General features: G+C 70.8%; 11 protein-coding genes and 1 other RNA gene. 4 read left to right on the top strand and 8 right to left on the bottom strand.

Features of this window, described 5'->3' with window-relative positions; translation table 11 throughout:
- Window positions 1–329: 329 nt before the first annotated feature.
- The 6 genes from ABD907_RS19675 to ABD907_RS19650 all read right to left on the bottom strand — a co-directional run bounded on the left by ABD907_RS19675 (window position 330) and on the right by ABD907_RS19650 (window position 8,298).
- Entirely contained in the window at window positions 330–1,007 is a 678-nt protein-coding gene (locus ABD907_RS19675) for an ABC-2 transporter permease (RefSeq protein WP_486334144.1), read from the bottom strand.
- A gap of 45 nt (window positions 1,008–1,052) precedes the next feature.
- The gene (locus ABD907_RS19670; protein ID WP_345218706.1) at window positions 1,053–1,964 is read right to left on the bottom strand and encodes an ABC transporter ATP-binding protein; all 912 of its coding nucleotides are present in this window, start codon (window positions 1,962–1,964) and stop codon (window positions 1,053–1,055) included.
- Window positions 1,964–2,869: an ABC-2 transporter permease gene (locus tag ABD907_RS19665; RefSeq protein WP_345218703.1), complete on the bottom strand. Its 906-nt coding sequence runs from the start codon at window positions 2,867–2,869 to the stop codon at window positions 1,964–1,966. The genes ABD907_RS19670 and ABD907_RS19665 overlap by 1 nt, the downstream gene beginning before the upstream one ends.
- Complete coding sequence (locus ABD907_RS19660) at window positions 2,856–3,767, bottom strand: ABC transporter ATP-binding protein (RefSeq protein WP_345218702.1); 912 nt, start codon at window positions 3,765–3,767, stop codon at window positions 2,856–2,858. The genes ABD907_RS19665 and ABD907_RS19660 overlap by 14 nt, the downstream gene beginning before the upstream one ends.
- 140 nt (window positions 3,768–3,907) lie before the next feature.
- Window positions 3,908–6,964 (bottom strand): bifunctional [glutamine synthetase] adenylyltransferase/[glutamine synthetase]-adenylyl-L-tyrosine phosphorylase, encoded by a 3,057-nt coding sequence (locus ABD907_RS19655; protein ID WP_345218700.1) that lies wholly within the window; start codon window positions 6,962–6,964, stop codon window positions 3,908–3,910.
- Window positions 6,961–8,298 carry a glutamine synthetase family protein gene (locus ABD907_RS19650; protein ID WP_345218699.1) on the bottom strand — a complete coding sequence of 446 codons (1,338 nt, stop codon included), beginning with the start codon at window positions 8,296–8,298 and terminating at the stop codon, window positions 6,961–6,963. The genes ABD907_RS19655 and ABD907_RS19650 overlap by 4 nt, the downstream gene beginning before the upstream one ends.
- Before the next feature lie 120 nt (window positions 8,299–8,418).
- On the opposite strand from ABD907_RS19650, the gene panB reads away from it, so the two are divergent.
- Window positions 8,419–9,297 carry a 3-methyl-2-oxobutanoate hydroxymethyltransferase gene (gene panB / locus ABD907_RS19645; protein ID WP_345218697.1) on the top strand — a complete coding sequence of 293 codons (879 nt, stop codon included), beginning with the start codon at window positions 8,419–8,421 and terminating at the stop codon, window positions 9,295–9,297.
- 86 nt (window positions 9,298–9,383) lie between these two features.
- On the opposite strand, the gene ABD907_RS19640 is transcribed toward panB, so the two are convergent.
- Window positions 9,384–9,587 (bottom strand): SPOR domain-containing protein, encoded by a 204-nt coding sequence (locus ABD907_RS19640; protein WP_345218696.1) that lies wholly within the window; start codon window positions 9,585–9,587, stop codon window positions 9,384–9,386.
- 44 nt (window positions 9,588–9,631) lie between these two features.
- Between ABD907_RS19640 and map the strand changes: the two genes are divergently transcribed.
- The 3 genes from map to ABD907_RS19625 all read left to right on the top strand — a co-directional run bounded on the left by map (window position 9,632) and on the right by ABD907_RS19625 (window position 11,704).
- On the top strand, window positions 9,632–10,516 hold the full coding sequence (gene map, locus ABD907_RS19635) for a type I methionyl aminopeptidase (protein ID WP_345218694.1): 885 nt from the start codon (window positions 9,632–9,634) through the stop codon (window positions 10,514–10,516).
- Window positions 10,513–11,280, top strand: coding sequence for a polyphosphate--glucose phosphotransferase (ppgK, locus tag ABD907_RS19630; protein ID WP_345218692.1), 768 nt, complete (start codon window positions 10,513–10,515; stop codon window positions 11,278–11,280). Before map ends, ppgK begins: the two co-directional genes overlap by 4 nt.
- A 235-nt stretch (window positions 11,281–11,515) precedes the next feature.
- Entirely contained in the window at window positions 11,516–11,704 is a 189-nt protein-coding gene (locus tag ABD907_RS19625; protein ID WP_486334143.1) for a PspC domain-containing protein, read from the top strand.
- Window positions 11,705–11,780: 76 nt separating this feature from the next.
- On the opposite strand, the gene rnpB is transcribed toward ABD907_RS19625, so the two are convergent.
- Window positions 11,781–12,153, bottom strand: an RNA gene (gene rnpB / locus ABD907_RS19620) — RNase P RNA component class A.
- Window positions 12,154–12,178 lie beyond the last annotated feature (25 nt).

Below are 12,178 nucleotides of genomic sequence, written 5' to 3'. Positions count from 1 at the left end.
CCAGGTTGAGGCCTCAAGTGGACGTGAGGTCCAGGCCTCACGTCGTCCAATTGCCCTCTCCGAGGTGCACAAAAAACTGTGCGGGTCAGCTCCTCGTCGTCACTACGTGGCAGGCAAGAACTCCGGAACAAGAACTACGGGGTATATGGACAAGGTTGTAGCCACGGGCACGACGGCATTAGGCCCGCCGGGGACGAGCTGCCGCACACCGCAGTGAGCGGTGCTCGTCTCGGCGAGACGCGACACGACGTGGAGACGCTCGCCCACTCGTACGCCGCGAATCCGGCGATCTGTCCGACGTGCCGTGCTCGCCGGACCTGTCGCGTAGGTCAGTCCTCCCCCGCAACCGTGAGGACCCGGAGCCGGTTCCCGGCGTACCAGGTCGCAGCGGCGAACACGGCGATGATCAGCACGACGGCGAGCGCGGCGCCGACGTCCGCGGTGAACAGCCCCGACGGTGCGATCGACTCGGTCACGGACAGCGCCCACTGCTGCACGCTGAGGTTGCGCGCGCCCGGCACGAAACTGCCGACGAGGCTCTCCCAGATCAGCGCGTAGACGAGGCCGATGATGACCGCGTGCCGGGTGATGATCGCCAGGAGCATGAAGATCACGCCGTAGACGGCTCCGGCGGCCAGCGCACCCGCGCCGAACGCGAGCACGATGCTCGCACCCATGCCCAGGATGGCCGCGGCCAGCATGGTGGGGATCACCGCGAAGCCGATCGTCGCCCCGACCGCCACCGCCAGCTTGCTCTGCACGATGGTGTGGCGCGAGAGGGGCTTGGAGAGGATGTGGATGACCGAGCCGTCGTCGATCTCGGGTGCGATCACCCCGGTGCCGACGATGAGCCCGAACAGGGGCAGGAACGTCGCCAGCGACACGCTCTGCAGCAGGGTGGCGGCCTGGGCGTCGGACACCGAGACCAGCAGCCGCGTCAGTACCGCGATGCCGACCAGGAGCAGGGCCAACGCGCCGAGCAGCCACGCGCGTCGTCCGCCGAGCATCCCGCGGGCGGTCAGTCGAATGATGGTGCCGTTCACGTTGATCTCCTAGTTCTCGACCAGATAGGAGAAGACGCTCTCCAACGACTCGTCGGTCGGTGACACCTCGTACAGCCGCACTCCCGCGTCGCGGGCGACGCGAGGCAACAGCTCGGAAAACCGCAAGAACTCGCTTGCATGCACCCGCAAGGTCCCTCCTTCGAGGTTGACACCGGCCGTCGAACCGTCGGCCACCAGGGCGGACGCGAGCACGCGGTCATCGCTCGACGCGATGGTGTACTGGTGGGGCCGGTCGATCATCAGCCGGCGGATCTCGCGATAGTCGCCGGAGGCGGCGTAGCGGCCGGCGATCACCACCTCGATCCGGTTCGCGACCTGCTCCACCTCCTCGAGGATGTGGGAGCTGAACAGCACGGTCCGGCCCTCGGCGCCCATCGTGCGTAGCAGCCCGATCAGGTGCAGGCGCTGGCGCGGGTCCATGCCGTTGAACGGCTCGTCCAGCAGCAGCACGTCGGGATCGTGCACCAGGGCGGACGCCATCTTGACCCGCTGCTTCATGCCCTTCGAGTACTCGCCCACCTTCCGGTTCTGGGCGTCCTGCATGCCGACCGTCCCGAGCGCGCGCTGTGCGGCCGCACCGGGCTCTGGCACGCCGTGCAGCTCCGCGTTGGCCAGGACGAACTGCCGGCCGGTGAGGAAGTCGTAGGTCGCCTCGCGCTCGGGGACGATCCCCATCACCCGGTAGACGTCCTGGTGCTTCCAGATGGTCGAGCCGTCGAGCGTCACGGTTCCGGTCGACGGCGGCAGGAAACCCGCGAGCATATGAATCAGGGTGGACTTGCCGGCCCCGTTCGGTCCGAGCAGCCCGGTGATGCCGGGACCGATCGACATGGTGATGTCATTGACCGCCACGACGTTGCCGAACCAGCGCGAGCAGGCGTCGATCTCAAGTGTCGCCATCAGAGCTTCACCCTCCGGTATCGCAGGGACAGAGCCCAGTAGGTCAGGGCCACGGCGGCCAGGGTCACGACGAAGAACACCAGTCCGGCCGCGTCGGTCGTCGGCCCGGCCGGCGCCGACGGCTCCACGCCGAACGCCCACACCTGCACGCCGTCGACGAGCGTCATCGGTGAGAACAGACCGATCCAGCCGGCCATGCTCGGGTTGTCGGCGTCGAAGGCCACCAGGGCCTGGAGTCCGGTGACGACGGCGTAGCTGAGCGCCAGGACGGTGACGATCGCGGCGATGCCGAACCCGCGGCGGGCGGTGAGCGACGCGATCAGCATCCCGACGCCCGCCAGGACCACCGCGAACAGGGCCGCGCCGACCAGGGCCTGCGCGACCTCGACGGTCTGGGTTCCCGCGTCGAACTCCGCGGCCAGCGAACCCACGTACATGATCAGCAGCGGGACGGCGATCAGGATGAACACCGCTGTCGTGAGCGCCGCGTACTTGGCGCGGACGTAGTCGACCCGCTCCAGCGGCCTCGAGAGGTAGAGCGGCAGGGTGTGGAACCGCAGGTCCAGCGAGACCGCCTGGGGCGCCGCGACGGCCACGAAGATGGCGATGGCGGCCTGAGTCACCATCGCGAAGCGGGTGTAGGCCAGCACCGGCTCCGTCAGCTGCCCCTGCCCGCTGCCGACCACCGTGATCACCGCGAGCACGACGGCGGGCAGGATCATCACGACGACCATGCCCATCGGGACGACCTTCGACTTGGCGGATCGCCCCAGCCCGAAGATGCCGCGGAGCGTGTGCGTGTAGAGCCCGTAGGTGATCGCTCCGCGGCTCAGCCGCTCGCCGTCGTACCCGCGATAGCCGATGTTGTGGATGACGCCTGTCGGTGACGCCTCAGACTGCGACATCGGCCGCCTCCTCGTCGAAGACCTCGGATATGTGGTGACGCCGTGCTTCGAGCCGGACCAGGCCGAACGCCCCGTCGGCGATCACGTCCCGCACCAGGTCGTACGTCTCGTCCCCGTCGACACCTACGACCAGCAGCTGACCGTCCCGCGCGACGCGCAAACCGGCTGAGGTCATCGCCTGCGCCGCAGCGTCGGCGTCCTTGGCCACCTCGACGGCGAGCTGGGCGCTCGACCGGGTGAAGTCGGCGACTGACGACGATCGCAGCAGCACACCGGCGTCGATGATCACGACGTGGTCGCAGATCCGCTCGAGCTCGCCGAGCAGGTGGGAGGTGACGAGGACGGAGATGCCGAAGTCGTCGTAGATGCGGCGGACCAGTGCGAGCATCTCGTCCCGGCCGACCGGGTCGAGCCCGTTGGTGGGCTCGTCGAGAAAGACCACGTCGGGGTCGTGGACGAGCGCCTGCGCGAGCTTCACGCGCTGCTTCATGCCGGTCGAGTAGCCACCGATCGGCCGGTAACGCTCCTCGTACAGCCCGACGTGCCGCAGGGTGTCGGCGGCACGCTCGCGCGCGGCGTCGGACGGCAGACCGGACATCCGCGCGAGGTGGACGACGAGCTCCGTCGCGGAGACGTCGCCCGGCAGACAGTCATGCTCCGGCATGTAGCCGACGCGGCTACGCAGCGCAGCCCCGTCGTCCTGGATGTCGCGACCCAGGATGCGTGCGCTGCCCGACGTCGCGTCGGTCAGGCCCAGCAGGATCTTGATCAAGGTCGACTTGCCGGCGCCGTTGGCTCCGACCAGGCCGGTGACTCCGTCGCCGACGTCGACGGTCAGCCCGTCGAGCGCCGTGACGCCGGGATATCTCTTGGTGAGGTGTTCTGTCGCTATGACCACGCCTTGAAGGTATGCCTGGGCGTCGGCCGGGAGAACCCTGAGATCGGCATTCAAGGGCAACGTCAGGGTGGGCATCAGGGTGATCACCCAGCAGGGGGTCGGGCGGGGTCAGGGGCTCGCCATGGCGAGGGAGTCGCGACCTACTCGTAGAACAGGTCCTCGGCCACCGCACGCGCCCGGCGGGCCGTGCGCAGCCACTGCTCCTCCAGGTCCAGCCGGTGACCGGGCTCGTAGCCGAGGAGCCGGGAGACCACCTCGAGGTCGGCGGGCTCGTGCGGCAGCACGTCGGCCCGTCGCCCGGTCGCCCGGCCGGACCCCAGGACGATCGCGTCGCGGATCCGCGAGGCCAGCAGCCAGGCCTCGCTCAGCTGGTGGGCGTCGTCGACGGGGACGATGCCCGCCTCGTGCAGCGCATCCAGCGCATCCAGCGTCCCGGTCGTGCGTAGCTCCGGGACCTCGCCGGCGTGCCGCAGCTGCAGCAGCTGCACCGTCCACTCCACGTCACTGAGACCGCCGGGCCCGAGCTTGACGTGCCGGTTGGGCGCCACGCCCCGGGGCATCCGCTCGGTCTCCACCCGCGCCTTGATCCGGCGCAGGTCGCGGACCGTGCTCCCCGGCAGCCCGTCAGCGGGGTAGCGCAACGGATCGATGATCGCCCGGAACTCGTCCGCCAGAGCGGCGTCGCCCGCCACCGGCCGCGCCCGCAGCAGCGCCTGCCGCTCCCACGGCTCGACCCAGCGGTCGTAGTACTCGGCGTACGACGCGAGGGTCCGTGTCATCGGCCCGTTGCGGCCCTCCGGCCGCAGGTCGGCGTCGACCTCCAGCGGCGGCTCCGTGGCCGCCCGCCCGAGGAGCGAGCGAACCAGCGACGCCACCTCGGTCGCGACACGGGTGGCGGTCTCCTCGTCCGCGCCGGGAAGCGGGTCGTGCACGAAGAGGACGTCGGCGTCGGAGGCGTAGCCCATCTCCTCTCCCCCGAGCCGCCCCATCGCGACAACGAGGTAGCGGGATGGCGGTTGGTCCAGCCCGTAACGCTCCGTGGCTTCCGTGACCGCCACTGCGAGTGCGCCCTGCAGGGCGCAGTCCGCGCCCCGGGTGATGATCGTGGCCGACCGCGTCGGACCACCGAGGCCGAGCACCTCTCCGATGGCCGCTCTCAGCAGTCCCCGACGGCGCAGGTACCGGCCTGCGAGAGCCTTCTCGAAGGGCTCGGTCCGCCGGGCCTGCAGGGCCGCCAGCTCGCTCGCGAGCCCCTCCGCGGTCCGGGGCGCCAGCTCCTCCTCGTCGTCCAGCCACGCCACCGCCTCGGGCAGCCTGCCGAGCGCGTCGGCCACGTACCTGGAGGTCGAGAGCAGCCGGGCGAGGCGGTGCGCCGTCTCGCCCGAGTCCCGCAGCAGCTTGAGGTACCACGGCGTGCCGCCGATGTCCTCGGAGAGCTTGCGGAAGGCGAGGAGTCCCGCATCGGGTACCGGACCCTGCGCGAACCAGCCGAGCATGACGGGCAGCAGCTGCCGCTGGATGTTCGAGGCGCGGGAGATCCCCTCGGTCAGCGCCGCGATGTGGTTCAGCGCCCCAGAGGGGTCGTGGTAGCCGATGGCGGCGAGTCGCGCCCGCGCGGCCTCCGGCGCGAGGGAGACGTCGTCGGTGCTGAGCCGGGCGGTCAGCGGCAGCAGCGGCCGGTAGAAGATCTCCTCGTGCAGGTGCCGGACCTCCCGGCGCACCTGCCGCAGCCGTTCGGTCAGCGACGACGCGCCCGAGACGCCCTCGACGCCGACGGAGCGGGCGAGCCGGCGCAGGTCGTCCTGACCGGTCGGCACGAGATGGGTGCGGCGCATCCGGTGGAGCTGGATGCGGTGCTCGAGGACCCGCAGGAACCGGTAGTGGTGATCGAGCAGCGCGGCGTCGTCGCGGCCGACGTATCCCCCGGCGGCGAGCTGCGCGAGACCTTCCAGAGTGGTCCGGGACCGGATGCTCGGGTCCGCACGGCCGTGGACGAGCTGCAGGAGCTGGACCGTGAACTCGACGTCGCGCAGCCCGCCGGCACCGAGCTTGAGCTGCCGGTCGGCCTCAGCGAGTGGGATGTGCGCCTCGACCCGGCGCCGCATCGCCTGGCTGTCCTCGACGAACCGTTCCTTCTCGACAGCGTGGAAGATCATCGGGGCGATGGCCTCGCCGTACGCCCGGCCGAGGGCGCGGTCCCCGGCCACGGGCCGGGCCTTGAGCAGCGCCTGGAACTCCCAGCCCTTGGCCCACCGTTCGTAGTACGCCAGGTGCGAGGCCAAGGTGCGCACGAGCGGGCCGTCCTTACCCTCCGGTCGCAGGTTTGCGTCCAGCGGCCACAGGGCGGGCTCCGGGCCGACGTCGGAGACGTGCCTCGCGAGGGCGGCGGCCAGCGCCGTGCCGGTCCGCATGGCCTCGTCCTCGTCGGCGCCCTCGGCCGGTTCGGCGACGTAGACGACGTCGACGTCGGAGATGTAGTTGAGCTCGTGGCCGCCGGTCTTGCCCATGCCGACGACGGCGAGCCGCACCTCGCGTCCACCGCCGGGAAGGCTCGCCCGGGCGACGGCCAGGGCGGCGTCGAGCGCGGCGGCGACGGCGTCCGCGATGGCCGCTGCGACGCGCGGGAAGTCACCCAACGGGTCGGCGCTGGTCAGGTCGGCGGCGGCGATCTGCAAGAGCCGCCGTCGGTAGGACCGGCGCAGCGCGGCCACGCCGTCGCCGCCGCCGCCGTCGCCGTCGGCCACCGGCACGTCGGCGCCCGGGTCGGCGCCGACCGCGCGCAGGGCCTCGGTGCGGACCTCGTCGGCGGGCCGGTCCAGCACCGAACCGGTGCCGTTCTCGTCCAGGAGGTCGGCCACGCCCTCGGGCCGGGCGACCAGGTCGTTCCCCAGCGCGGTCGACAGGCCGAGCACCGCGAGCAGCCGGCGACGCGGCTCCTTCTCGGCCAGCACCCGGCTCAGCAACGCCCCGTCGCCCGAGCCGGACCCGCCGGCGGCCTCGGCCAGGCGCAGCAGGGTCAACAGCGCCAGGTCGGGGTCCGCCGTCCTACCGAGGGCCTCGTCCAACGGTGCGCCGGCCGCTGCGGCCCGGGCCGCGTACGGCGCGAGGGCGTCGTCGTCCAGCCTGTCGGCGGCGAGGCCGGCGTCGGTGAAGCCCAGCCGCCGCAGCGCCGTCGTGCGTGAGACCTGCCGGGTCACAGCGCGGGGATGAACCGCTGCAGCTCGTAGGCGGTCACCTGGTTGCGGTACTCCTCGAACTCGGTCTGCTTGTTCCGCAGGAAGTACTCGAAGGTGTCCTCGCCGAGCGTCTCGGCCAGCAGCTCCGAGGACTCCATGATCTCCAGCGCCTCACGCAGCGACGCCGGCAACGACTTGATGCCCAGCGCGCGCCGCTCGGGCCGGCTCATCGCGGCCACGTCCTCGCTGGCGCCCTCGGGCAGCTCGTACCCCTCCTGGACGCCCTTGAGGCCGGCGTTGAGCAGCACCGCGAACGCGAGGTACGGGTTCGCGGCGGAGTCGAGGGCGCGGTACTCCACGCGCGCCGAGCCGGGTTTGTCCGGCTTGTACATCGGCACCCGCACGAGGGCGGACCGGTTGTTGTGGCCCCAGGAGACGTAGCTGGGCGCCTCGCCGCCGCCCCACAGGCGCTTGTAGGAGTTCACGTGCTGGTTGCACACCGCCGTGATCTCCTTGGCGTGCCGCAGCAGCCCCGCGATGAACTTGCGGGCGGTGTCGGAGAGATGGAACTCGCCGGACGGGTCGTGGAAGGCGTTCTGGTCGCCCTCGAACAGCGACATGTGCACGTGCATGCCCGAGCCCGGAGCGTCCACCAGCGGCTTCGGCATGAAGGTGGCGAGCACGTCCTGGCGCAGGCCCACCTCCTTGATGACCGTACGGAAGGTCTGGATGTTGTCCGCCATGGACAGCGCGTCGGCGTAGCGCAGGTCGATCTCGTTCTGGCCCGGCCCAGCCTCGTGGTGGGAGAACTCGACCGAGATGCCCATCGACTCCAGGGCGGTGATCGCGTCTCGCCGGAAGTCGTGCGCCGTGCCGCGCGCGACGTGGTCGAAATAGCCACCGGTGTCGATCGGAACCAGCGGCTCGGCCGGGGAGGCGACGTTGTTGAAGAGGTAGAACTCGATCTCGGGGTGGGTGTAGAACGTGAACCCGGCCTCGGCGGCCTTGTTCAGGGCCCGCTTGAGCACGCTGCGCGGGTCCGAGCGAGCGGGCTCGCCGGTCGGCGTCAGCACGTCGCAGAACATGCGGGCGACGCCGTTCTCGTCACCGCGCCAGGGCAGCACCTGGAACGTCGACGGGTCCGGCTTGGCCAGCATGTCGGACTCGTAGACGCGGGAGAGGCCCTCGATGGAGGAGCCGTCGAAGCCGATGCCCTCGGCGAAGGCGCCCTCGAGCTCGGCGGGGGCGATGGCGACGGACTTCAGCACGCCCAGGACGTCGGTGAACCAGAGCCGGATGAAACGCACGTCGCGTTCCTCGATCGCTCGGAGCACGTACTCCTGCTGCTTGTCCATCGACGACTCCCTGCCTCGCATCGGCTGCTGCACGCGGCCACGTCCGGTCCGCACCGTCCCATCATGGCGCACACGGCCGCCATTAGGCTGGGCACATCCACGAGCCTGTCAGGAGGAACCATGACGGACCCTGTGTCCGGTTCGGCGTCCGGCCGCGTCCCGAGCACGGAGGGGTCGAGCGCCGAGGGCGCGGCAGCCCCCCGCCGCTTCCGGGTGCACCATCTCCGTCAGGCCAAGGAGCGTGGCAAGCCCCTGACCATGCTGACGGCCTACGACGCCGTCACCGCGCCGATCTTCGACGAGGCCGGGATCGACATGCTGCTGGTCGGCGACTCGATCGGCAACACCATGCACGGCCATCCGACGACGATCCCGGTGACCGTCGACGAGATGATCCCGGCGGTGCGTGCCGTCGCCCGCAGCACGCGCCGAGCGATGGTGATCGCGGACCTGCCGTTCGGGTCCTACGAGGCCGGTCCCGACCAGTGCCTGGCGACGGCGGTGCGGATGTTGAAGGAGGCCGGCGCGCACGCCGTGAAGTTCGAGGGCGGCGCGCACCTGACCGAGCACGTCGCCCTGCTGACCCGGTCCGGCATCCCGGTGGTCGCGCACCTCGGCTTCACCCCCCAGTCCGAGAACCTTCTCGGCGGCAAGCGGGTCCAGGGACGCGGGCAGGATGCCGCCGAGAAGCTCGTGGGCGACGCGCTCGAGCTGGCGAACGCGGGCGCCGTCGCCGTCGTGCTGGAGATGGTGCCCGGCGCGGTCGCCGCGCGCGTCACCGAGGTGATCGACGTGCCCACCATCGGCATCGGCGCGGGCGCCGACGTCGACGGTCAGGTCCTGGTGTGGACCGACATGGCCGGCATGACGTCGTGGTCCCCCCGGTTCTCGCGCCGCTTCGGCGACGTGGGCGCCGAGCTGCACAATGCGGCACGGTCCTACGCCGAGGCGGTTCGCGAGAAGTCCTTCCCGACGTCGGAGCACACCTTCGAGTCCTGAGCGCGCGCCGCTCCTGAGCGCACGTCGCCGGGCTCATGACCGGCCGGCGCGCGACTCACCGACGCGATCCCGCCGCCGGCCACGTCTCACTGCTCGGTGTCGCCGCTGTTCCAGGCCTTCTCCTCCTCGGTCCACTCCTCGTTGCGCTCGTCCGCATGCTTCATCGCCTGCGCGGCCTCCTCCGCGCTCGCGTACGGGCCCATCCGGTTCGTGGCGCCACGCACCTTGCCCTGCACGACCTGCTTGGTACCGAGGTCGTAGTACCACTGCTCCGCTGCTGACTCACTCACCGCTGCTGCTCCTGACTGTGCTGGGTATCCGTACACTCGCCACCATGCTCGCCGACCGTGCGCCCCGGGGCACCCTCATCCCGGGCACCGTCTCACCAGTACGCACCGTCCCGGCCGCGATCCCCCGCCCCGAGTATGTCGGGCGCACCGGTCCCGAACGGATCACGGCCTCGGACGTGAAGAATCCGGAGACGGTGGACAGGATCCGCCGGGCCTCGCGTCTGGCCGCCGAGGCCCTGGCCGAGGTGGGCCGGAACGTACGACCCGGCGTGACGACGAACGAGCTCGACGCCGTCGGCCACGAGTTCCTGGTCGACCACGGCGCCTACCCGTCCACGCTCAGCTACAAAGGCTTCCCGAAGTCGCTGTGCACGTCCGTCAACGAGGTGATCTGCCACGGCATCCCGGACAGCACGGTGCTGGCCGAGGGCGACATCGTCAACGTCGACATCACCGCCTATCTCGACGGCGTGCACGGCGACACGAACGCCACCTTCGCCGTCGGGGAGATCGACGAGGAGTCCCGCCTGCTGATCGAGCGCACCAGGACGGCCATGGAGCGTGGCATCAAGGCGATCCGCCCCGGCCGTCGGGTCAATGTCATCGGCCGGGTCATCGAGTCCTACGCGCGCCGGTTCGACTACGGCGTGGTCCGCGAGTTCACCGGGCACGGCGTCGGCGAGGCGTTCCACTCCGGCCTCGTCGTGCCGCACTACGACAGCGCGCCCCAGCACGACGAGGTCATGGAGCCCGGCATGGTCTTCACGGTCGAACCGATGCTCACCCTCGGCGGGGCCGACTGGGAGCAGTGGGACGACGGCTGGACCGTGGTCACGAAGGACCGGTCCCGCACCGCCCAGTGGGAGCACACGCTGGTCGTGACGGACGACGGCGCAGAGATCCTGACCGTCAGCCAGGGAGCGTCATGAGCAGGTCCGCCGGCCCCGCGCTGGCCTTCGGCATCGACATCGGCGGCTCCGGGATCAAGGGCGCGCCGGTCGACCTTGCCACCGGCGAGTTCGCCGCGGACCGGATCCGCATCCCGACACCCGATCCGTCGAAGCCGGCGGCCGTCGCGGCGACCGTCGCCGAGCTGGTGGCGTCCTTCGACCTGCCGCCGGAGACGCCCGTCGGGCTGACGTTCCCCGCGCCGATCAAGCACGGCGTGGTGCCGTTCATCGCGAACCTGCACCAGTCGTGGACGGGCGTCGACGTGCCGGCGCTGATGAGCGAGGCCACCGGCCGCAGTGTCATCGCCGTCAACGACGCCGACGCCGCCGGGGTGGCCGAGGGCATCTACGGTGCCGCCAAGGACGTGTCCGGCGTCGTGATCGTCACGACGCTCGGCACCGGGATCGGCTCCGGCATGCTCCTCGACGGCAAGCTGGTGCCCAACACCGAGATGGGGCACCTGGAGATCGACGGGCACGACGCCGAGTCGCGGGCGGCCTCGTCCGCGCGCGAGCGGGAGGACCTGAGCTGGGAGAAGTGGGCCAAGCGGCTTCAGCGGTTCTACGAGACCGTCGAGATGCTGTTCTCCCCGGACCTGCTCGTGGTCGGCGGCGGCGTGAGCAAGCGGCACAAGAAGTTCCTGCCGCTGCTCAAGACGAACGCGCCCATCGTGCCGGCCGAGCTGCGCAACACCGCCGGCATCGTCGGTGCGGCGCACCTGGCGGCCATCGGCCACCGCTGACGCCGGCTCTGGCCCGGCACGCGCGGCCATGGCACTGCGGCCCACCTCGCCGGCGAGCACTACGAAGGCCATGCCTGCGGGAGTCGTGCCGATGTGGCGCGCCAGCTCAGGGTCGCCGACGGCGCGGTCAGGGGCGCGGTCAGGGGCCTTCCCGGATGTGGCGACCGCGCGGTCGGGGCATCGTGGTCACGTACCCGAAGAGAGGAATCCTGACATGGCCGACATCCGCCGGTCGATGAGCCGTTCCGGACTGGTCCGTCCCCGCCGCGACCGCATCATCGCCGGAGTCTGCGCGGGACTCGCCCGCCGCTTCGGCATGAGTCCGTGGACGGCGAGACTGCTGTTCCTGCTGATCCTGTTCATCCCCGGGATGCAGATCATCGCCTACTTCATCCTCTGGATCCTCATGCCGAACGAGGACTGACCTCACAGCTACGCACCCGGCGGTTGGAGGGCCCGCCGGGTGCGTCGCGGCCACCGGCGCGGCAATGCTGCGAGGGCGGATGAGCCGGCCGGTACGCCGGGTTCTGTAGCCGCGGCCCGGGGGGCGCGGTGGCGGCCATCCATCTACGACGTACGTTGCCGCACGCCTCCAGCGACCTACCCACAGGCTCGGGCGGGCAGCCCTCGAACGCCTGCTGTCTGGTCTTGCTCCGGGTGGGGTTTACCGAGCCGCGACGGTCACCCGCCGCGCTGGTGGTCTCTTACACCACCGTTTCACCCTTACCGCCGGGCGAGCCCGGCGGCGGTCTGTTTTCTGTGGCACTTTCCCGCGGGTCACCCCGGGTGGGCGTTACCCACCACCCCGCCCTGCGGAGCCCGGACGTTCCTCGGCACACCTGGAGGGTGTGACGCGACCGCCTGGCCGACTCATCCGTACACCCATGCTACCGGCCCA

Source organism: Georgenia halophila (genome assembly GCF_039541595.1).
Note: the sequence above shows the minus strand (reverse complement) of the source record. Positions and strands in the feature narration are given on the sequence as shown.

Excerpts from the sequence above, each read along its gene's own strand:
- ABD907_RS19675 (WP_486334144.1), bottom strand. The coding sequence starts at position 1,007 with ATGCTCGGCGGACGACGCGCGTGGCTGCTCGGCGCGTTGGCCCTGCTC.
- ABD907_RS19670 (WP_345218706.1), bottom strand. The coding sequence starts at position 1,964 with ATGGCGACACTTGAGATCGACGCCTGCTCGCGCTGGTTCGGCAACGTC.
- ABD907_RS19665 (WP_345218703.1), bottom strand. The coding sequence starts at position 2,869 with ATGTCGCAGTCTGAGGCGTCACCGACAGGCGTCATCCACAACATCGGC.
- ABD907_RS19650 (WP_345218699.1), bottom strand. The coding sequence starts at position 8,298 with ATGGACAAGCAGCAGGAGTACGTGCTCCGAGCGATCGAGGAACGCGAC.
- panB (WP_345218697.1), top strand. The coding sequence starts at position 8,419 with ATGACGGACCCTGTGTCCGGTTCGGCGTCCGGCCGCGTCCCGAGCACG.
- map (WP_345218694.1), top strand. The coding sequence starts at position 9,632 with ATGCTCGCCGACCGTGCGCCCCGGGGCACCCTCATCCCGGGCACCGTC.
- ppgK (WP_345218692.1), top strand. The coding sequence starts at position 10,513 with ATGAGCAGGTCCGCCGGCCCCGCGCTGGCCTTCGGCATCGACATCGGC.
- ABD907_RS19625 (WP_486334143.1), top strand. The coding sequence starts at position 11,516 with ATGAGCCGTTCCGGACTGGTCCGTCCCCGCCGCGACCGCATCATCGCC.